This window comes from Acidobacteriota bacterium (genome assembly GCA_016715115.1).
Lineage (GTDB): Bacteria > Acidobacteriota > Blastocatellia > Pyrinomonadales > Pyrinomonadaceae > JAFDVJ01.
In genome coordinates this window covers 24160-45286 of record JADKBM010000011.1, presented here as the reverse complement: position 1 = coordinate 45286, position 21127 = coordinate 24160, and the positions used below count along the sequence as shown (strand labels likewise).

Genomic DNA, 21127 nt, shown 5'->3' with positions numbered 1-21127 from the left:
CTGAATTTCCGGCCCGGCGAGTCCTTTGTCACGGGAGTGAAGTTCGAACTATAATGGGCGGCGATGAAACTGTCTATAGCGTTTGAACGCTTCACTTCGCGGTCTTGTTCGCTCCATCCCTTACGCCACGTAAGAGGCATCACATCCGTGTTGTATGCGTCGAGACCGAGCGATTGGGCCATATTGATCCCGCCACGTACGCACGGCGTTCGGTCTCATATTCAGTCAGATTCGATTTGGTCGATTTCCCGTCACCAAGCCACTCCTGGAAATCCGCGGTGTGCGAACCTTCGTGTGCAATCACGATAGCAGCGTCTGAAACGGTACTGGTAACGGAATCGTACTTGAAGTCGACGTTGATGTCTGAACCTGCAGGCGTTGTAGAGGAATCAACGTCACTCCTCGGTTTCCCGTCATCTCGATTAAGAACCAATTTGTATCCAACCTTCACATTGTCGGTTTTGCCGTCGTTTAGCGAACCGTAAGCACCCGCGGCCCGCTTTGTCGCTTCATTTCCTTTTTCTCGGGCCAATTTCAAAGCTGCCTCGAATGACCGCCTGAAATTCAATTGTCTGCTTGCCTTTCGTCGCTCGTTCTTGGTCTTGCCGTTCTTAGCAGCCTCCTCAAGATCATTATCGGAAACAGAACCGCCCGCAGATTCCGCCCATTCGTATAGTCCTAGCGGATCAACGAAGAGCAACGGGTTATTCAACGCATACTTGTATCTATTCCAAGTTTGTGGCAACGAAATACTAGCTGACGTGAGTAAAGGATCCACTCCCGTAAACCTGCCCAATTCCTTCTTGTACATCCGCGCCTGGGCGTAGTCGAGACCGGTTTCTTCGTCGTTCAGGTATCCGGTGAAGCCCTGGCGGACGTCGTCGGCGACGTATTTGTCGGTCGTCGATCTGCCGCCGAGACCGATGATCTCTTCGCCGTAGGGCATATAGTCGGTCCTTGAGACGACCGCGCCGTTTTCGTTGGTGTTGATGCGGGGCGTTCCGAGATGATCGTTCGTCAGATACTGCACCTGCGGCGTCTGGCTGAGGTTTGTCGAGTATTCCGCGACGAGTTTTCCGGCTGCGTCGAAGATGAAGATCACCGTTTCGGTATTCGTCACCTTCCTCACCCTTCGGCCGTCGCCGTCGAAGTAGTATAGCCCGATCGTCTGGTTCGAAGCGTTTTTCACTTCTTTCTGCTTGTTCTCAGCGTCGTAATAAAAACTCCGCCCCTCGGCGTCGGTCAAAACATTCCCCGCGGCGTCGTATGTGTAACCCTGGCCGCTCGTGAAACGATTATTCGAGGTGCTGATCGTCGGATTCGAAACCGCCGTGTTCGAGAACGACGCCGGAAAACTCGTATTCGCCTGATCGAAACGGCGATTTCCGTAACGGTCAAACGAATAGGTTTGCTTCCACGCCGGCGTTCCGCCTGCGGTCTCTTCGGCACTCAGCAATCTGTTCAACGAGTCATACACATAGCTTTGATTGAGAACGAGCGGATTCTGGTTGCTTCGATGGACGGTGATCGTTTGCGACTGAATGTTCCCGTTGTTCTTCGCAGTGTTCAGCGTGCCGCTTTCAACTATTCCGTATGTATAGTCGAGTTTGAGCAGATCGGTCGTGTTCTGGATCTTGCCGAGCGCAGTTTGGGTCGGCTGAAGGCGTGAGTTGAAGGCGGTCTTCTCCCATGTCCCGTTGCCGAGCTGCATCGAACTGACCGCGCCGGCGGCGGTGTAGGTGAAATGGTTCGCGTAATTCCAAAACGCGTTATTTGTGTTCTTCTGGCTTTTGACAGTCTGCAATTCACCCTCGCTGTCGAGCACGGTCTTGACAACCCTTGTCGACGGATATTTCTCTTCAACCATCGCACCCGAAAGGTTGTAGGTGTACTCCATTTGATAATACTCCGATCCGTCGGTCTTTTGTCTGCTTTTTTTCACCCTGCCGGCAGCGTCGAACTCGGTGTACTCGTTGACCGAGAACGGCGACGAGCCCGGACCGGTCGTGACCTTTGTCAGCTTGCCCTTGGCGTGGCTCAGATTGTCGTAAGTATAGTAAACGGGAAGCGTCGCGTTGTCGTCGTAGGATCTTTCGGTCACGCGGTTGAGCGCGTCGTAGGCGTACGCGGTCGTGATGTTTCGGGCGTCCTTCTTGCTTGTCAAATTTCCGTTCGGATCGTAAGTGTACTGAATCGTTCCCGATTCGGGGTTCTCGGCCGAAAGCAGGCGCGAGAGACTGCTGTAGGTGAAGGAGCGGATCTGGTTGGTGGTCGCGCCGAGCGGCTGATCGACCTGCGTGAGATTGTTCAACGGATCGTAATTGTAGGCGGAACGGTAACCGTGGGCAATCGCCGTTCCGGGGAACGTGACCGACACGGTTGATGAATCGGAAGCCGGGACGATCTCCCAGACCTCTTTGAGCTGCCCGAGCGCGTCCGTCCGGCTGATCCGCTGCTTTCCGGCCTGATCCGTGACCAACGTCCGGTCGGCGTCAAGGTCGGTGCGGACGACGCCGGTCGATGTGGAATTGCTTCCCCACGGCGCGGGAAGACCTGCTCCCGAAAAGGTCTCGACCTCGGAGCGGATCCTAGCGGATAGCTGACAGTTGACATTGCGCGATTGAAGACAGATCGGATTTCCAATCCGATCCATCCCGCCAATCTGTGTTCATCCGTGAAAGAAAGATGATCTGTTACCCTCAACCGGGTTCTTCAAAAGCTCCCGTATCGGGACCTGCAAGCGGGGTTTAACACAAAACGGGTCCAAGCCATTCGCTTGGACCCGCATCATTTTGTTGACCGACACGTCCGCGTGGATCACTCCGGGACCGAACCGGAAATCTTTTTTCGCGTCGTTTCACCGGTATCGATCACCGGGATTCCGTCCGCGACTTCGTCGTGCGGGCGCGGAATGACGTGGACGGCCGTCACCGTTCCGATTCTTCTCGCGGCGGCGGCGCCGGCGTCGACGGCGGCTTTTACGGCTCCGACCTCTCCGCGAACGATGGCCGTCACGAGCCCCGCGTCGATGCGTTCATAGCCGACAAGCGTGACGTTGGCCGCCTTGACCATCGCGTCAGCCGCTTCGATCATCGCCACCAAACCAAAACACTCAACCATTCCTAAAGCCTGCACGTTGTTTTACCTCACAGAAGTTCGATGCGCCGGGCATCAATCACTTGAACTTGAGCCGGAATCCGAGCTTGAACCGCCCGAATCATAACTTGAACCGGAATCATAACTTGAACCGGAATCGTAACTTGAACCGGAATCCGAACTCGATCCCGATTCATAACCTGAACCCGAACCAGGCTCGGCCGGCCCCGCCGCTTCGACGGTCGCGCTCGCCGCGGCTTGCGCGATCTCCGCAGTCTCCGCGGAACTGCCGGGAACAAAGTCGGAATGGACGGATCCGCGGGAATCGGAATCGAAACGATCTTCATAATAAACCGGAACGTCCGAATCGTCCTCGTCGTCGGCGCCGTTTCCCGACGAATGTCCCGAGTTCCCTGAAATTCGCTTACCGGAACGACGCCGGCGGCGAAAAACGAACCATACCGCGAGCGCCAAAAACACAACGCCGCCGAAGATCGCCAAAAAGAATACCAAGATCGCAATTTCCATATTGCGTTTCGCCTATTTCAAATACGCGGCGGCAAAAAATATCAAAATCACCATTAACGACATTAAAAGCGCCGCGAGAATGAACCTCGCGTCCGGGGTCGATTCAGGTTTTTCCCAAACAACCTCGACGGTTTTGCGTTCGATCGATTTCCCTTTCCGCCGCATACTCGCGGCGGATTTCAATCTAGCCTCCTCGTAAATCCCCGGTTTCGGAATCGGCGCGTCGAGTTTGGGCGAATCACTACGCGGTTCCTCGACCAACGGCAAAACGACCTCCGTTTTCGGCGCCTCCAGCTTGTTCGTCTGCCGATCGTTCTTGACCGCGATGTCATCCTTGAACCAGGCGTCACTAACGGCCGTCTTTGCCGGACTGGCGCCCGCCTGCTTTGATTCAGGCGCGATCGCGCCGCCGCAATTATAGCAGTAGAGCGAGCCCTCGCGGACATCCACCCCGCACGAGTCGCAAACCGGTTTTTTGAGATTCTTCTTAGCCATCTTCAAAAAAGTCTTGGGGCAGCCTTACTTGATCACCGCAAAAACATCCTTTTCTTCACCGAGGTCGCGCGCGGCCGGCGTGACGATGGATTTCGGCGTGATGTAGATCTTCCGGCCCTTGTCTACTGCGGTCCGAACATCGCTTTCGCTCACGAAATCAACGGCGACGGGCGTCGTTGCCGGCTCGCCCTGATGCGGCCGCAATTCGTGAATGATCGTCTTAACCGGTCCGTCAACCTTCTCGGGCGCGATTTCGGGCACAACTGTTTCCGGCGCTGTTTCAGCGATCTTCCGTGAAAGAAACTTGTCGACCAATGCCGCTATTTCGGCGCGCTTCGAAGAACCGTCAACCGCCACGTTCGCAGAGTTTGGTTGCTTGACCTTCGGGCGCGGGGCGGAAACCGGCTTGGTCTCGAAAGCGACCCGCTTGACGTCCATCAAATGCAGCGGAGAAACATTGTCGCTCGTGACGTTGCCTCCCCACGATCCGCACCCGAGAGTCATTGAGGGCGCGAGATCGGTCGAAAATCCGATCGCTCCGTGGGTCGTCGGCGAATTGATGATGATGCGCGACGCCGGCATCTGCGCTCCGTACCGAACGGCGGCCTCGCGCGAATCGGTGTGCATCCCGGCGGTGTGTCCCATTCCGCCGAACTGCAGGATCTCCTCGCAACGGTTGGCGCCGGCTTCGATGCCGTCAACAACGAAAAAAGCAAGCGTCGGCGAGAGTTTCTCGACCGACCAAGGGAAATCGCGTCCGACGCCGCCGCAATCCGCGATCAGGCAGCGCGTTCCCGGTGGTATTGCGACTCCGGCAAGATTCGCGATGAATTCAGCCGACCTGCCGACGATCTTCGGATTCAGCGTTCGCTGCGGTGTCAACAGGATCTGCGCCACCTTGTCGGCGTCCGACGGATTCAGAAAATGCCCGCCCTGAAGTCTGAACTGCTCCCGGACCTCGGATTCGACCGGCGCGTCGCACACAACCGATTGTTCGGAAGCGCAGATCGTGCCGTTGTCGAAACACGTCCCGGTCAAAATGTCCGAAACCGCTTTCGCGACGTTCGCGGAGCGTTCGACAAAAACGGGCACATTGCCCGGCCCGACGCCGAACGCCGGCTTTCCTGACGAATACGCGGCGCGCACAAGTCCGATTCCGCCGGTCGCAAGGATAACGGCCGTCCGCTTGTGCTTCATCAAAGTTTCCGTCCCCTCAAGCGCCGACGTCGTCAAACACTGGATCGCGTCCGGCGGAAGGCCCTCGCGAACACCCGCTTCCCTCATTACCCTAACCGTCTCGGCGATGCTGCGCGCGGCAGACGGATGCGGAGAAAGCACGATCGTATTGCGCGATTTGATGGAGATGATGATCTTGAAGATCGCCGTGGAGGTCGGATTGGTCGAAGGAATTATCGCCGCGACGACGCCCCGCGGACTGGCGATCTCAACGATGCTGCCGGTGTCGGAAACAACGCCGACGGTCTTGAGGGTCTTGAAATGGTTCCAGACGTCCTCGGCGGCAAAGCGGTTCTTTTCGCGTTTGTCGTCCGCCTTTCCAAATCCGGTCTCGTCGTGGGCCATTTGTCCGAGCCGCGCGGATTCGGACAGCGCGACCGAGGACATCGCCTCACAGATCCGGTCGATCTTGGCCTGATCGAATTTCGCAACTTGCCCAAACGAAAGATACGCGGCATCAACCGCGTCCCGGGCTTCCTGTTGTGAAACGAGATCCTTGTGTTCCGACATTCAAAATGCGATACGGCCGGCGGTCGCGCTCCAACGAAAAACACGCGCTCACCGGCCGACTGAGGCTAAAATTATTTTCCCGTTTTGCCGCCCGCGTCGCCGGAACCGATCTGGCGTCCGCCGCCCTTGAGGGCTTTCTCGTCCGGCGAATAGCCGACGGCTCCGCCCTTCGGCAAGCACTTCTCGACCTCACCGTGCGGACGCGGAATGACGTGGACCGAGATCAGCTCTCCGACACGGCGCGCGGCAGCTGCGCCCGCATCGGTCGCGGCCTTGACCGCGCCGACGTCTCCGCGGACGAAGATCGTGACATAACCGGCGCCGATATACTCCTTGCCGATAAGCTGCACGTTCGCCGCTTTGACCATCGCGTCGGCCGCCTCGACGGCTCCCACAAATCCTTTGGTTTCAACCATTCCGAGCGCTTCAAGACTCATTATTGACTCCTCTCCAAGATAAAGATTTCACAATTCTAATACAAGACTTTGGTAAAGCCTAAACGTACCACGCCCGATCTTTCGAAAGCAAGCCGCAACTTCGACAAAAAGTGTTGAAACGATTGACATTCGCGGATTAACAAAGATATATTTCAACATTAAGTTTCGCCCCTTTTTTGCTGAAATTTCAGTTTTCTTCGGGTGCCGTTCAAAGGCGCGAAAACGATCATATAATGTCACAGACTCTCGGTGAAAAACTTAGGCAGGCGCGCGAAGAGCGCGGTATTTCGGTCAGCGAGGTCGCGGAGCAAACAAGGATCTCGGGTCACTACCTCACGTGCATCGAAAACGACGATTACCGAACGCTGCCCGGCGGAATTTTCAATAAAGGATTCGTCAAGTCGTTCGCCAAATGCGTGGGCGTCGACGAACAGGAAGCGCTTCAGGACTATGCGACTCTGGTCGTCCAGAACGATGCCGGCATTTCGGACGAATCGAGGAATTACAAACCCGAGGTTTTGACCGACGATCGCACCGCTTCGTCGCTGATTCCGACGGTCATCATTGCCGTGATCATTCTCGGACTGATGAGTTGGGGATTGCTGAAACTCGTCGATTACATCCAGAACCAACCGGGAGCGGCGCCGGTGGCGAATTCGAACGCTAATCAGACGGCAAACGTTGCGTCGGCAAACACGCAGCCGACGCCGGCCGTCTCAACAAACGAGATCAAGGTCGAGTTCAAAGCGGTCAGTGAAAAGGTTTCGGTCGAAGCGACTGTTGACGGAAAGAAACTAAGCAAGGAAGTGTCTCCCGACGCTCCTGAGACGTATGTCGGACAGGAATCCGTCAGGCTCAGATACTACCGCGGATTTGCCGACAAAGTTCAGCTTGTGATCAATGGCAAACAGGTGGCGCCGCCGCCGGCTCCGGCCAAAGGAAACGGGGTTGAATTCGAGGTCAACAAGTCGAATCTCTTGCAGATCGTCCAAAGCGGACAGATCACGGCCCCGGATGCGGTTGCCCCGAACGCGAACAAGGCGAACATCAACGCCGCGAGATAGTTTGAAAATGCTGTTTGACGACATTTGTTTGTGAATCATTTCATCGTCCGCGAATCCGCGCCCGCAAGCTTGCGGGCTTTTTATTATTCAGAGAGTCCCGCGATCCGGGACGGCCGCCGGTAAAACCCGTCGGCGACATTTGTATATGATCATCGAAGAAATAAAGGAAGGATTAACATTCGACGACGTCCTGCTCGTCCCGGCCTATTCCGACGTTCTGCCGAGCGAAACCGATACCCGGACGCTCTTCTCGCGCGGCATCGATCTCCACATACCGCTATGCTCGTCGGCGATGGACACGGTCACGGAAGCCAACCTCGCGATCGCGCTGGCACAACAGGGCGGAATCGGCGTCATTCACAAAAACTACTCGGTTCGCGAGCAGGCGGAGGAAGTCGACAAGGTCAAGCGTTCAGAGAGCGGGATGATCGTCGATCCCGTGACGATCCGCGATACGGCGCTTGTCTCGGAAGCGCTCGACATAATGGAACGATTCAAGATCAGCGGAGTTCCGGTCGTGGATCTCAACGGCTTTCTTGTCGGCATCATCACCAACCGCGACCTGCGTTTCGAAACGCGTTTCGATATCCCGGTCTCCGAAGTAATGACGCCGCAGCCGCTCGTTACCGTTCCGGTCGGGACGACGCTCGACGGGGCGAAGGTCAAACTGCAGAAACACCGGATCGAAAAACTGCTTGTGGTCGATGATGACGGCCATCTCAAAGGACTGATCACCGTCAAGGACATTCAAAAGGCCATCCGCTATCCGCACGCTGCCAAGGACGACCTCGGACGTCTTCGCGTCGCCGCCGCGATCGGCGCGACGGGAGATTTCCTCGAACGCGCCTCGGCCTTGGTCGAATCCCGCGCCGACGCGATCGTTATCGACACCGCGCACGGTCATTCATCGCGTGTGATCGAGGCGGTCAGGCAAGTCAAGGCCAGATTCGGAGACATTCAGGTCGTCGCCGGGAACGTTGCCACGGCGGACGCGACGCGGGCGCTGATCGATGCCGGGGTCGACGCCGTCAAGGTCGGGATCGGTCCGGGCAGTATCTGCACGACGCGGGTCGTGACCGGCGCCGGTGTTCCGCAGGTTACGGCGATCGTCGAATGCGTTTCCGCAGCCAAAGGAACGGGAGTTCCGGTGATCGCCGACGGCGGGATCAAATTCTCCGGCGATGTCGCTAAAGCGATCGCCGCCGGGGCGGATTCGGTGATGGTCGGCTCACTTTTCGCAGGAACGGAAGAAGCGCCGGGCGAGGTTATCCTGTTCCAGGGACGCAACTTCAAGACTTACCGCGGGATGGGGTCGATCGGGGCGATGAAAAAGGGTTCGAGCGACCGATATGCGCAGGAGGGAACGGTTTCGGATTCGAAATACGTCCCCGAGGGAATCGAAGGACGCGTCGCATACAAGGGAACGCTTTCCGATATGGTGACGCAGCTCGTCGGCGGGCTCAAGAGCGGGATGGGTTACACCGGATGCCGGAACATCGCCGAAATGCAGAGCAAGGCGAAGTTCATCCGCATCACGTCGGCGGGCCTCCGCGAATCGCATGTCCACGATGTCATCATCACCAAAGAAGCGCCGAACTACAGGATGGAAAGCTGACGGATTTCGGATTTGGGATTTGGGATTTCGGATTTGGGATTTTGGAATTGGGATTTTGGATTTGGGATTTGGGATTTGGGATTTGGGATTTGGGATTTGGGAATAAAGATTCTCCGTTCAAGATTCGGGAGATTTGAAAAACGCGCGAAGTGTTGCACCAACGAACCCGGCAAGTGACGCTGATCTATTTGCCGTTCTTGCGGCTTGCCGCCCGGATGTGCGGAAAGGCTCGGCCTTTCCTTTCAACGCTACCGCAATCCTGCGGCTTTGCCGCAATTCGCCAATTGGCGGCGCAGCCGCGTGGACAAGTAGCCCGTCCCGGAAAGGCACAGCCTTTCCGCACATCCGGGCGGCAAAGCCGCATTGAGTGCCGTAAAATCGGGGAATTTGTGCGAGGATTTGGGATTTCGGATCTGAATCCTGAAATCCTGATGTCTGGAATTCTGAAATCCCTGAAACCTGAGATCCGGAAACCCCTCGATCAAAGCCTTGCTGAAAGATCGTCCCATTCTTCGTAGAGTTTCTGGATCGCGGTTTCGAGAGTTGCGTAACGGGCAGTCGAAGCAGCGAGGCGCGCGTGATCGGAGGCGATCTCCGGGAGAGACATTTCAAGTCCGAGTTTGGCGAGTTCATCTTCGCGTTTCGGGATCTCGCGCTCGATCTCGCAGATACGGCTCTCGATGCGCTGCAGTTGGTTCTTTGACAACCCGAGCGGGTTCGACGGTTTTTCCGGTACGGGCTCGGCATCGTCCCGGCGCGCGTCAAGATTTGACGGAGAACCCGCTTCGCGCGCGGTTTCGGACGCGGTCGGCGACGTGCGTTCGCGTGAACGCACGTCGCGACGCGACTCTTTCCAGTCGTGATAATCGCTGTAGTTGCCGTTGTAAACCTCGATCGATCCGTCGGGTTCGAATGCCAGCACCTGCGTTGAGATCTTGTCGAGAAAGAATCGGTCGTGACTCACCGCGATGATAGTTCCCTCGAACTCGTCGAGCGCCGCTTCGAGCGCCTCTCGCGAAGGTATGTCGAGATGGTTCGTCGGTTCGTCAAGTACGAGCACGTTGAAATTCGAATAGATCAGTTTCGCGAGAGCAAGCCGCCCCTTCTCGCCGCCCGAGAGATCACCGACCCGTTTGAAAACATCGTCCCCCGAAAAAAGGAACCGCGCCAGAAATCCCCGCAGCTCCCCGTTTTCCGCGTTAGGCGCGACGCGGCGGAGTTCCTGAATGATCTCATTGCGCGGCTCGAGATCGTCGAGGTTCTGCGAATAATACCCGATGCTCGTCTTCACCCCCCACAGCATCTTCCCGGAAATCTCGCGGATCGTACCGAGGATAGTCTTGAGAAAGGTCGTCTTTCCGGTTCCGTTCCCACCGATGATTCCGAGACATTCGCCGCGGGTGAGCGTCAGCGTGATGTCTTTTGCGAGGATCTTTTCGCCGTAGCCGATCGCCAGATCTTCGATCGCGAGCACGTTCTGTCCGGCGCGTTCGACCTTTCTTAAATTGAAATTCCCGCTTGGTTTGTCGGATGACACGGCCTCGATCCGATCCATCCGCCGCAGCAATGTCCTTCGCGACTTCGCTTGCTTGGTCTTCTGGCCCTCAAGGTTTCGTCGGATAAACTCCTCGGTCTTGGCGATCATCGCTTGTTGATTCTCGAACTCACGCCGCTGCTGTTCACGGCGAAGCTCGCGTTCGACGAGAAACTCCGAATAATTTCCTTTGTAACTGACGGCGCGGCCGAGTTCGAGCTCGATGATACGGTTGCACGTCCGGTCGAGGAAGTAACGGTCGTGGCTGATCAGGACGAACGTCCGATCGTACGACTTGAGAAAATCCTCGAGCCATTCGACCGCTTCGACGTCGAGGTGATTCGTCGGTTCGTCGAGAAGCAGAATGTCGGTGTTCGCCAGCAGCAAGCGAGCCAAGCCAAGCCGGTTCTTCTGCCCGCCGGAGAGATTCGCGGTTTTCAGGTCCCACGTCTCGCGCGGAAATCCGAGTCCGAGAAGAATCGCTTCCGCGCGCGCCGTGTAGGTGAATCCGTCTTCTATCTCGAATTCGTGCTGAAGTTCAGAATACCGCGTGAGAATCTCATCGGTCGCGTCGGTCGCCATTTCGACCTCGAGCCGGCGCATTTCGGCTTCGATGTCGTGGATCTTCTGAAACGCTGAAAGTGCGGATGTGTGAACGGTGTCCGAATCGTGAAAATCGACGTGCTGCGCGAGAAGTCCGACGGTCAGGCCGTTGATCTTGATGACTTCCCCGCTATCGGCCGCTTCTTCACCCGTAACGAGCTTGAAGACCGTCGTTTTCCCGGCACCGTTTCTTCCGACGAGTCCGATCTTCTCGTTCTTGTTTACCTGAAACGAAACGCCGCGCAGAATCTCGCGGGCGCTGTAACCTTTGTAAACGTCGGACAAACGGAAGAGCATAAAAGAAAATTCGAAACTAAAAGTAAGAAGTGAGAACTGAGAAGTGAGAATAATCACCCACCGTTCAGTTCCCACTTGGCTTTCTTAATCCCCGGCGCTGATTCGCGACGGCGGAATCGAGGTTCACGGGCTGAGCGAACGCGATTCGTTCTCAGCTCTCACTTTTCACCTTTCTACTTATTCGTGTTCGACTTGGCGGTGTTGGCCGCGGGCTTGACGTTCGCTTTCGTATTCGAGGCATTGACGTTCGAAACGTTCGAATTCGTATTCGTGTTCGTGTTTGCCGGCGCCGGAGTTTCCGATGAAGCCGGACGCGCGCCGCTCAGATCGTTCGGATTCGCGACCACTTTCTGGGCCAGATTGTTGACGATCTTCGCTTCGTTCATCGCGATCGCCTGATAAGACGCGGCGAGCAGTTGCTTGCGCGAATTGATCAGGTAATTCGTGATCTCGGTGCGGACGTCCGGACTATCGAGCGTCCGGTCCTCGTCCTTTTCCTGCTTGCGCTGCAGTTTTACGATCAGGATCTTGCCTTCAAACGGAATCGCTGAAGGGATCACCTGGCCGTTCTGCATCTTGTTCATCACGTAATCCGCGACGTTCGCGCCGAACGCTTGCTTCATTTCTTCTTCGGTGAAATAGCGCCAATCGCCGCCGCTCAGACGGGTGTTCGACTCTTCACTGCTTTCCCTGGCGACGGTTGCGAAATCCGCCCCGGACAGCACGCGCTGACCGACTTCCTTGGCCTTCTGATTCGCTTCGACTTCGTTCTTCGTTGTGTCGCCCTGGCCAACGTCTGCCGGGTCGATGACGATTGCCGCCAGCTGTGCGCCGCGTTTGTTCTTGAAGCTCTCCTTGTTGCCGTTGAAGAACGCTTCGATCTCGCTGTCCTTCGGCGCATCGATCTTCCCGGTCACTTTTTCGACAAGCTTGTCGGTCGCGATCTTTTTCTTGACGGCTTCCCGAGCGGTCGCTTCGGTCTGGCCGTTGTCCTTGAGCATCTTGTCCCATTGCTCGGCCGACATTCCGCTCTGCGTTTTGGCCTTGTTGTATTCGCCGGTGATTTCATCTTCGGTCGGCACGGTTCCTTCTTTCTCAGCTTTCTGGAACATAACTTCCTGCTGGATCAGTTCCTGCAGGATCTGAAGACGGGCGCCCGCAAGTTCGAGCGGGGAAAGCTTCCCTTCCTGTCCCTGAGCTTGCTGTTTAAGAAGCCGTTCGACTTCCTCGAGCTTGATGACCTTGCCGTTGACGGTCGCCGCGGCTTCGTTAGGATCGATTCCGCCAGTCGTGCCGGCGTTGTTGTTGCCGGGGCCGCCCGGACATCCGGTCAGAGCGAGCACTGCCAAAACGGCAACACTCAGAATAGTAAAATTAGCTTTTCGCACTGTGGCTTTTACTCCTTCAAAATAAACTGTTTGTATCATTGCTTGACTAAACCTTAAGACATTTGTTATAAAATTTGTTTTTGAGTTTTCACAAATAACTCAACTTTCTGTACCCCGGTATAATACTTTTGGAGGCTTTTAATTTTTATGGCAAAACGATGCGATGTCTGCGGAAAAGGTCCGCAATTCGGAAACAACGTTTCACACGCTAACAACAAAACCCGTCGCCGATTTAATCCGAATCTGCAATCGATCCGCGTTCAGTTGCCCACCGGTGGCAACGGTCGCAAGAAAGTTTGCACCCGCTGCATTAAGTCCGGCAAAATTGTCAAAGCTGCGTAAATCTTTGAGATTCAATCTCTTAGTTTGGTTGCCAGGCGCTCTCAGAGTGTCTGGCATTTCCTTTTCGGCCCCCGGGAATCGACCGCATTAGGCCGTCGCGACGCACTCGATCTCGACCCGCGCATCACGCGGCAGACGCGCGGCCTGAACGGTCGCACGCGCCGGTTTGTTGTCGCTGAAATACTTCCCGTAAACTTCGTTCATCGCGCCGAAATCGCCCATATCCGCCAGAAACACCGTCGTTTTCACAACATCGTTCAAGCTCGAACCGGCCGCCTCGAGCACTGCCGAGAGATTCTTCAGAACCTGGTCTGTCTGTTCGGCAACGTCACTCGAAACGAATTCGCCGGTTGCAGGATCGATCGGGATCTGGCCCGAGCAAAAAACGAATCCGCCGGTCTTGACGGCCTGTGAATATGGTCCGATGGCGCCCGGCGCGTTCTCAGTTGAAACAATCTCTTTCACTTAAATCACCTACTTTTTCTTCGTCTGAAACAAAAGGCAAATAATAGCAGATTAGGTTCGAAACTCCAAACAGTTAGGGACTTTGAATGAATGCCGGGACGAGGCCGGAGTGGAAGCGCCGACGGATCAAGCGGTCGGGAGGCGGTCAGAAGTTCACGCGCTCGACGTTTAATACTCCGGGAACGCGTTCGATCGAACTGACGACCTTGTCGAGGTGCTTCTTATCGAACACTTCGACCGTGACCTCGACCAGTCCGATGTCGTCTTTCGAAACGTTGGCCCGCGCATCACGGATTCCGGTCTTGATGTCGGCGATAGCGTTCGTGATCCCGGCCAGCATTCCGGTACGGTTTTCGGTCGTTGCGAGCAATCTCACAGACTGGATCTCGTCCTTTTCGCTCTTCGCCCAATCGACCTCTACGACGCGATCCCGATTGACCATTAAAGACTTTACGTTCTTGCAGTTGCGGTTGTGAACGACGATTCCCTTGCCGAGTGAGATGTATCCGACGATCGGTTCGCCGCGGAGCGGATTGCAGCAACGAGCGCGCGTCGTCAAAAGGTTGTCGACGCCCTTGACGATGATCGCGTCCTCGCCGAGCCCGATAAATTTCTTGACCGCTTTGAAGCCGGTTTGCAGCGTTCCCTCTTTTTTCTTTTCAGGGTCGAGTTCAGCGAACCGTTCCGCGCCGAGATGCTTCATCAGGACGTTGCGCGGGAGTGTTTTCCCATAACCGACGGACGCGAGAAGATCCTCACCGCGGCTGAGGCCGTAATCATTTGCGATCCGCTTCAGTTCGTCCTCATTGTTGAGCAATTTCTTGGCTGCAACCCGGAATCTGTCCGACTCCTTCTCAATAAGCCGTCGGCCGAGTTCGATCGATTCGGCGCGTTGCTGTTCCGAGATCCAGTGGCGGATTCTGTTTCGCGCCTTGGACGTGACGACGTGATTGAGCCAGTCGCGCGACGGTTTCGAATTCGTCGTCGTCATTATCTCGACGACATCGCCATTCTGAAGTTCATAACGCAGCGGCACGATTCGCCCGTTGGCCTTGGCGCCGGTGCACTTGTCGCCAACCTCTGAATGGATGGCATACGCAAAATCGATCGGCGTCGAACCGCGCGGAAGCTGGATCACCTTGCCCATCGGCGTAAACGCATAGACGTCCTTCGGATAGAGGTCGAGTTTCAACGACTCGATGAAATCCTCCGAGTCCTCATTCTCTTCCGTCGTCTCAACAAGCGGAAGCAGAAGTTTCTCGACCGTTTTTCGAAGTTCGTCGAGGGTCTCGTCCTCATCGTGTTTTCCGAGTTTGCTTTCTTTGTATTTCCAGTGCGCGGCAACGCCTTCCTCCGCGACCTGATGCATCTCCTCGGTCCGGATCTGCACCTCGAACGGTTGCCCGCCGTCGCCGATGACCGACGTGTGGAGCGACTGGTACATATTGTCGCGCGGAATCGCGATCCAGTCCTTGAAACGCTCAGGAACGGGCGTCCAGATGTCGTGTATGACGCTCAGCGCGAGATAACAGTTTTTCTTGTCGTTGGCCGTGATGACCCGAACCGCGATCAGGTCGTAAACCTGTTCGATGGTCAGCTTTCGGCTGCGTAGTTTCTTCCAAAGCGAATACAATCGTTTGACGCGGGTTTGAATCTCGACGAACGGCACCTCGTTCTCTGTGAGTTTCCTCTCGATCGTTTCCTTGATCCGCGCGAGCGCGGTCTCGAGTTCGGAGCGTCGGGCCTCGACCTCGCCCGCCAGTTTCTTGTATTCCTGCGGATGGATGTTCTGAAACGAGAGGTCTTCCAGTTCGCTTCGGACCTTACCCATTCCGAGGCGATGCGCGATCGGCGCGTATATGTCGATCGTTTCCTGCGAAATACGGGCGCGTTTCTCGGGTTTGAGAAACTGCATCGTTCGCATATTGTGAAGTCTGTCGGCGAGTTTGATAAGCACGACGCGGACGTCCGTGATCATCGCCAGAACCATTTTACGAACGTTCTCAGCCTGCTGCTTTTCCTTCGAGAGATTGCTGATGTTCGCGATCTTCGTCAAACCGTCGACCAACCGGGTGATCTCGTCGCCGAAGTATTTTCTGATCGTATCGAGGTCGACGAGCGTGTCCTCGACAACGTCGTGAAGCAACCCGGTCGAAACGCTGACCTCGTCGAGCCGCATTTCGGCTAGTATGTCGGCAACCTCGAGAGGATGGATGAGATACGGTTCGCCAGAGGCGCGCTTCTGCCCGCGGTGGTGCATCGCAGAAAAGAAGTACGATCGCCGGATCAGATCGATATCGGCGTTCGGCCGGTTCGCCTCGACCTTTTCGATGATGTCCTCGATGCGAATCATATCGTCCGAGCCCTGACGCCCTTTCGGGGTCAAAAGAAAGGGCGCACCCAATTAAAATTTCTAATCGAGTTACGCCCTGAGATTAAAGAACAAACGGTAAAACTATTTTCTGGTGTTCGCGGCGTCTTCTTCCGCTTTCTTCTTAGCCGCTTCTTCTTCTTCCCGCTTCTTCTTCTCGCCAGCCAACTTCGTGAAGCGTTCCTTCGCCTTGTCGGCTTCGGCCTTGAGTTTATCCTTGTCTGCCGTGTTGCCGTCCATTTCCGCGATTCTCATCTTCTGGATAAGGAGATTGGCTTTGTACGACCAAACCGAATCGGTTTCAATTCCGGCCTGTTTCTCCAGTTCAAGAGCCTTATCGATAAACTCCATGCCCTTATTCGTGCACTGACCCAATTTATCGTAATCTTCCTGCTTCTCAGGCTTGCTGAACTGAAACACGTCCTTTCCGTCCTTCTTGACAGTTTTCTTGACGGGGTCGACGTCCGAAATATCGTTCGCGCACGAGTACTGTTTCGCCGCCAACGACGTGTAAGCCTCAGCTCGGTTCTCAGGCTTCACGCCTTGGTTTTCCGCCCTTGCCGTGATCCATTTCAGAGCCTCGTCGCTGCGCTGAAGACTCTCAAGCAAATTGGCCACAGCCTTGAACGCCGACTGCTCATTGATATCGCTGGCAAGCGTCTTCTTATACTGTTCGATCGCCTCTTCGCCCTTCGCCGTTTGCTTGCGATCGGAGATGTACTCGGAGTGAAGCGTACGCGCGAGGAACAACTGCGCCGTTCGCCCTTCCAGAGTCTTACCGTCCGGATCGATCGCGACGGCTTTGCGGAATTTCTCCTCGGCCATAGCGAATTTACGTTCCTTGTACGCGGTCGCACCATCGACAAGGTTTTTCCGGGCGATGATACGATTATAGTAAGAGCAATTCGCTCCGACCAAAACTGTAAAACTAATGATTACAAGTATCCCTAAACGAGACAATCTCATTTTCTGACTCCATTTGTTCTCAGTACGGCGGCGATTCGTCAATCGAATCACCGCCGCACCGAGTTCTAATTCTCTAGATCGTCGATCTGAAGACCGATGGGATCCGCATTTGCAAGTTTCGCCGCGTCGATCGCTTTGACAACGTCACCGTATTTCACGGTTTTCGGCGCCTTGACGAAAACGGTCTTCTCGACCTCGTTGCTGCCTTCCCGCAAAACACCGTTCTGCTCACGAAACTTAAAGCGCTCGGCCAGATTTGCCGTCAGCGGAGATGTATCGGAAACATCGCCCACATCGTCCGTGTTAACCCGCAATTTGCCGTCCTTCGCCACAAAAATGATGAGCGTGTTCGGATTTTGCTTGAGCATGACGTTCTTGTCCTGCTCTTTCGGTTCAGCCGGAACTTTGGCTTCAAATCGGCTCGGCTTCGACGGCGTAATGACCATAAAGATGATCAAAAGCACCAGCAGCACGTCGATCAACGGTGTTACGTTAATATTGGGTGCTACCCCTTTCCCACCACCTGACATTCCCATAACTATCTACTCCCGAAGTTGTTCTTCCTCAAAACTACTGGGCCGTTTGCTTCTTCTTTTTGTCCGCAACGAGTCCAATCTTGTCGATATCCTGTCTGCGAATCTGATCGATTGCTTTCACAACCGTACCGTACTCGACCTCGATACTGCTTTTGATATAGACAATCCGCTTTTCGGGAGTTTTATCCTTCATCAGGGTTTTGATCTTCTCGCCGAGTTCCTCAAGCGGGTAAAGACTCTTGCCGATGTAGAAGTTGTTGTTGTCCGGGATCGCCACGATCACCGAAGTGTCTTTCGCGATATCCGGGTCTTCGGTCGGAGCATTCATTTCACGCGGAAGGTTGACCGAAACACCTTGCTGGAGCAATGGCGTGACGATCATAAAGATGATCAGTAGCACGAGCATCACGTCCACCATCGGCGTCACGTTGATATCCGAGTTATACTCATCGGCACCACCGACTTGCATTGACATAACTAATTTCTCCCTTGAACGCTTACGACTAGTTCAACTGCTTCGAGCGCTGTTTGATGAAGTAGTCAACCAGTTCCGAAGCCGAGTTTTCCATCTCAACGCCGAAGCTCGTCACCTTGTTGACGAAGTAGTTGAACAGCCACACCGCCGGAATAGCCACCGCGATACCGAAAGCCGTCGCGACCAACGCTTCAGCGATCGCGCCGCCGACCGCGCCGATGCCCGCCGTTTCATTCGTTCTCAAAGCCTGGAACGCGCCGATGATACCGACGACCGTACCGAACAGACCGACGAACGGAGCCGTCGAACCGACCGTCGCCAAACCCGCGAGACCACGCTTGAGTTCAGCCGTCTTGACCGCGATCGCGCGTTCGAGAGCACGCTTCGAAGCTTCCATTTCATCGGCCGAAATGTTCGAGTTGCCCTGATGAGCCTGGAACTCTTTCAATCCCGACGAGACGACCATAGCCAGGTGCGAATCCTTATGTTTGTCGCTGATGTTGATCGCTTCATCGATGTTGCTGTTCTTCAAAGCCTGAGCAACTTTCGGAGCGTACTGACGCGACTGCTGCTTTGCCTTGTTGTAGGTCAACCAGCGTTCGATGCCGACCGCGATCATGTAAACCGCCTGCGCGAGAAGTGTAAAGATAACGACCCAACCCGGAATCGTCAAACTCTTCGCGATGTCATAAATGCCGAACGAAACGCCGCCGCCTTCGCTGAACAATAAGCCCAAAAGGCTAACTAAAAAAGTCATTTGTTTTCCTCCAAAGAAATCGAAAAATTTATTATTGCAATGTGAGCCGCGAGTCGGCCGTTCAGACCGCTCGCAGCCCTGAGATACTTGCCCTTACGGCTGGAAATTGTAAACGATCACGCCCGTTACCTTCACCGGCTGTCCCGAGAGAAGCGTCGGAGAAAACTTCGATGAGCGGGCGGCAGACGCCGCAGCGGCCCGAAGAAGCGGATGACCGGAGACGGCGGATGCCGAAATCACGTTTCCGTTCTCGTCGATCGTCACCTGAACGTTGACCGCACCGCTTGCGCGAACGGCACGGGCAGCGGCCGGATACGGCGGCTTGACAAGGTTCGTCGCCTTACCGTTGACGACGCCGCCGGAAATGATCCTCGGAACCGGTTTCGGGGTCGGAGTGGAAGTCTTGACGGCAACCTTCTCGAAATCCTCGTCATCCTTGGATTTCGTCGGAGCGACGGACTGTTCAATCCCGCCACCGCCTTCATTGCTCTGACGGGTCGCGTTCGTCGGAATGCTGTTTTCAGCACCCTTCTTGACGCGCGATAGGTCAAACTTCGAAGCATCGACGACGTCCCTGGCTCCCTTGTCAACCTCTTTCAAGTTAACTTCCTGGTCGAGCCTGGCGTATGTTTCCTTTAGGACAATGTCGTCCGAGTTGGTCTTTGTGGTTTTTTCCTGCTTGACTTCCGGCTCGGGCGGCGGCGGCGCCTCTTCCGGGAGCGCGACCGGGGCGACGAGGCTCGAAATATCAAGATCGCCCGACCCCATTCCGTAATCCTTGGCAAACAGACTGTAGGTCCATCCGCTCAAGAGCGCGATCACAAAAATGATGAATGTAGCCAGCAAAAACTCGCTGCGCCGGGTGTTCTCCGCTGAATTATTCTTTGATTCAACTAATTGGTCTAACATCTTTTTATCCTTCCTTTTTCCGGTGCCAAACTTGCGTCAAAGGTTACGAATCTTATGATTGCAAATATAGGTGTTCGAACTTCAAGCTATCATCGCAAGACGACACTCGTCGGACAAAAACTCTGATTTCTTCGGTCTTCTTTTTAGCCTTTTCACAAATCGCGGGGTGGTATAGAAATCATGCCGGCCTCAAACGCAAAGCCACTGATAACTCCCTTGTCGCTTTCCTGAAAAGGACCTCGAAGAAGCGCAGTTACAACTTATTTAATTGACCAGCAACGTTAGGAAGTCTAAGGTTTTGCAAACCGAAAGTCAAGATTAATTTGGCCGATTACGCCGTATTTTCAAATATTATTCGACGCTTTTCCGAACAGAATCAAGAAAAACGCGTGAATCACAACAAAAGCTTTTCGTTATGATTCACGCTTGTTCCATAATCTAACGTGTTACCGGTCTCCGAGAAACAGGACGCCGGGATGCCGACGCCAGACGTTCGGCTTTCGGCACGTCAACTTCCTTGATCTGCGCCGCCCCGAGTTTTCCTTGCCACCAGATGGCGATCGGACTTGCGATCGCGATCGTCGAGTAAGTTCCGGTGATCGATCCGACGAACAACGCCAACGAGAAGCCTCTCAGAACTTCGCCGCCAAAGATGACCAAGGCGAGCACCGAAAGGAAAACGAGGCCGTTCGTGACGATCGTGCGCGACATCGTTTGATTGATCGAATCGTTCGTCAGTTTGTAGAGCGATTCACCTCGATGCAGTGTCAAATTCTCGCGGATACGGTCGAAAATAACGATCGAGTCGTTGACCGAAAATCCGACCAATGTAAGAAGCGCGGCCAGCACGGTCAGACTCACTTCCCATTGAAACACGGAGAAGAACGCGAGCGTGATCAAAACATCGTGGAAAACGGCGATAACGGCTCCCGCCGCGTACGTCCAGTCGTAACGAAACGCGATGTAGAACAGAATGCCGATCAACCCCAGAAGCGTCGCGATGACGGCTTGGTTTCGCAGCTGCGCGCCGGCAACGGGACCGACCGAATCGGTTCCGACGATCTTGTAGGCCGCGGCCGGGTCGTCCTCGAGCTTTGTCGCGCCCTCGGCTTCCTTTCCGAAGGAGTCGAGCGCCTTCTTAACGATGCATCGTCCGGCTTCGTCGGTGTCAGGGCATTCCTCGCGTTTTCCGATGTTCGGGACCTTGATGAGCATTTCATCGCCCTTATCCGTAGAATCCTGAATGATCGATTCGCCGATCGACATATTCTGCAGCGAACTGCGAATCGCATCCGCCTCCGGCTTCTGCCGGAATTTTGCCGTCACTACGGTTCCGCCGCGAAAATCGACGCCAAGGTTGAACGAATCGGTCCCGCCTTCCGTAAACTGACGTCCGATCGCGGAAAACAGTCCGGTCAGCAATACGATGATAGAAAGCGAGATCAGGAACTTTCGCTTCCCCATCCAGTCAACACTAATACTTTTGAAAATTTCAAACATTGT

General features: G+C 55.1%; 20 protein-coding genes. 3 read left to right on the top strand and 17 right to left on the bottom strand.

All coding sequences use genetic code 11. From position 1 onward, the window contains the following. Positions 1 to 139: 139 nt before the first annotated feature. From IPN69_08925 to IPN69_08900, 6 genes are all read right to left on the bottom strand, one after another. On the bottom strand, positions 140 to 2653 hold the full coding sequence (locus IPN69_08925) for a hypothetical protein (GenBank protein ID MBK8810837.1): 2514 nt from the start codon (positions 2651 to 2653) through the stop codon (positions 140 to 142). 164 nt (positions 2654 to 2817) lie between these two features. Continuing rightward, entirely contained in the window at positions 2818 to 3120 is a 303-nt protein-coding gene (locus IPN69_08920) for a BMC domain-containing protein (protein ID MBK8810836.1), read from the bottom strand. 51 nt (positions 3121 to 3171) lie between these two features. After that, the gene (locus IPN69_08915) at positions 3172 to 3624 is read right to left on the bottom strand and encodes a hypothetical protein (GenBank protein ID MBK8810835.1); all 453 of its coding nucleotides are present in this window, start codon (positions 3622 to 3624) and stop codon (positions 3172 to 3174) included. A gap of 12 nt (positions 3625 to 3636) precedes the next feature. After that, complete coding sequence (locus IPN69_08910; GenBank protein MBK8810834.1) at positions 3637 to 4119, bottom strand: hypothetical protein; 483 nt, start codon at positions 4117 to 4119, stop codon at positions 3637 to 3639. A 24-nt stretch (positions 4120 to 4143) separates the two neighbouring features. Continuing rightward, the gene (locus IPN69_08905; GenBank protein MBK8810833.1) at positions 4144 to 5865 is read right to left on the bottom strand and encodes an aldehyde dehydrogenase family protein; all 1722 of its coding nucleotides are present in this window, start codon (positions 5863 to 5865) and stop codon (positions 4144 to 4146) included. Between the two features lie 71 nt (positions 5866 to 5936). Continuing rightward, a complete protein-coding gene (locus IPN69_08900; protein ID MBK8810832.1) occupies positions 5937 to 6302 on the bottom strand; it encodes a BMC domain-containing protein in 366 nt (121 codons plus the stop codon). A 233-nt stretch (positions 6303 to 6535) separates the two neighbouring features. On the opposite strand from IPN69_08900, the gene IPN69_08895 reads away from it, so the two are divergent. Both IPN69_08895 and guaB read left to right on the top strand, forming a co-directional pair. Then, complete coding sequence (locus IPN69_08895; protein ID MBK8810831.1) at positions 6536 to 7366, top strand: helix-turn-helix domain-containing protein; 831 nt, start codon at positions 6536 to 6538, stop codon at positions 7364 to 7366. A gap of 145 nt (positions 7367 to 7511) precedes the next feature. Next, entirely contained in the window at positions 7512 to 8981 is a 1470-nt protein-coding gene (gene guaB, locus IPN69_08890; protein MBK8810830.1) for an IMP dehydrogenase, read from the top strand. 248 nt (positions 8982 to 9229) lie between these two features. Here the strand turns inward: guaB and IPN69_08885 are convergent, their stop codons facing one another. From IPN69_08885 to IPN69_08875, 3 genes are all read right to left on the bottom strand, one after another. Beyond that, complete coding sequence (locus IPN69_08885; protein MBK8810829.1) at positions 9230 to 9490, bottom strand: hypothetical protein; 261 nt, start codon at positions 9488 to 9490, stop codon at positions 9230 to 9232. Then, entirely contained in the window at positions 9463 to 11415 is a 1953-nt protein-coding gene (locus tag IPN69_08880; GenBank protein ID MBK8810828.1) for an ABC-F family ATP-binding cassette domain-containing protein, read from the bottom strand. The genes IPN69_08885 and IPN69_08880 overlap by 28 nt, the downstream gene beginning before the upstream one ends. 173 nt (positions 11416 to 11588) lie before the next feature. Further along, entirely contained in the window at positions 11589 to 12803 is a 1215-nt protein-coding gene (locus IPN69_08875; GenBank protein ID MBK8810827.1) for a SurA N-terminal domain-containing protein, read from the bottom strand. A 147-nt stretch (positions 12804 to 12950) separates the two neighbouring features. On the opposite strand from IPN69_08875, the gene IPN69_08870 reads away from it, so the two are divergent. Further along, positions 12951 to 13145, top strand: coding sequence for a 50S ribosomal protein L28 (locus tag IPN69_08870; GenBank protein MBK8810826.1), 195 nt, complete (start codon positions 12951 to 12953; stop codon positions 13143 to 13145). 87 nt (positions 13146 to 13232) lie between these two features. Here the strand turns inward: IPN69_08870 and IPN69_08865 are convergent, their stop codons facing one another. The 8 genes from IPN69_08865 to secF all read right to left on the bottom strand — a co-directional run bounded on the left by IPN69_08865 (position 13233) and on the right by secF (position 21124). After that, positions 13233 to 13610, bottom strand: a complete 378-nt coding sequence (locus IPN69_08865; GenBank protein ID MBK8810825.1) for a RidA family protein — start codon at positions 13608 to 13610, stop codon at positions 13233 to 13235. A 145-nt stretch (positions 13611 to 13755) separates the two neighbouring features. Continuing rightward, on the bottom strand, positions 13756 to 15963 hold the full coding sequence (locus tag IPN69_08860) for a bifunctional (p)ppGpp synthetase/guanosine-3',5'-bis(diphosphate) 3'-pyrophosphohydrolase (protein MBK8810824.1): 2208 nt from the start codon (positions 15961 to 15963) through the stop codon (positions 13756 to 13758). Between the two features lie 102 nt (positions 15964 to 16065). Then, the gene (locus IPN69_08855; GenBank protein MBK8810823.1) at positions 16066 to 16947 is read right to left on the bottom strand and encodes a hypothetical protein; all 882 of its coding nucleotides are present in this window, start codon (positions 16945 to 16947) and stop codon (positions 16066 to 16068) included. A gap of 65 nt (positions 16948 to 17012) precedes the next feature. Next, entirely contained in the window at positions 17013 to 17429 is a 417-nt protein-coding gene (locus tag IPN69_08850) for a biopolymer transporter ExbD (GenBank protein ID MBK8810822.1), read from the bottom strand. A gap of 88 nt (positions 17430 to 17517) precedes the next feature. Beyond that, on the bottom strand, positions 17518 to 17952 hold the full coding sequence (locus tag IPN69_08845; GenBank protein MBK8810821.1) for a biopolymer transporter ExbD: 435 nt from the start codon (positions 17950 to 17952) through the stop codon (positions 17518 to 17520). Positions 17953 to 17986: 34 nt separating this feature from the next. Next, on the bottom strand, positions 17987 to 18715 hold the full coding sequence (locus IPN69_08840; GenBank protein ID MBK8810820.1) for a MotA/TolQ/ExbB proton channel family protein: 729 nt from the start codon (positions 18713 to 18715) through the stop codon (positions 17987 to 17989). A gap of 93 nt (positions 18716 to 18808) precedes the next feature. After that, complete coding sequence (locus tag IPN69_08835) at positions 18809 to 19624, bottom strand: TonB family protein (protein MBK8810819.1); 816 nt, start codon at positions 19622 to 19624, stop codon at positions 18809 to 18811. Between the two features lie 438 nt (positions 19625 to 20062). Further along, positions 20063 to 21124 (bottom strand): protein translocase subunit SecF, encoded by a 1062-nt coding sequence (secF, locus tag IPN69_08830; protein MBK8810818.1) that lies wholly within the window; start codon positions 21122 to 21124, stop codon positions 20063 to 20065. Between the last annotated feature and the right edge of the window lie 3 nt (positions 21125 to 21127).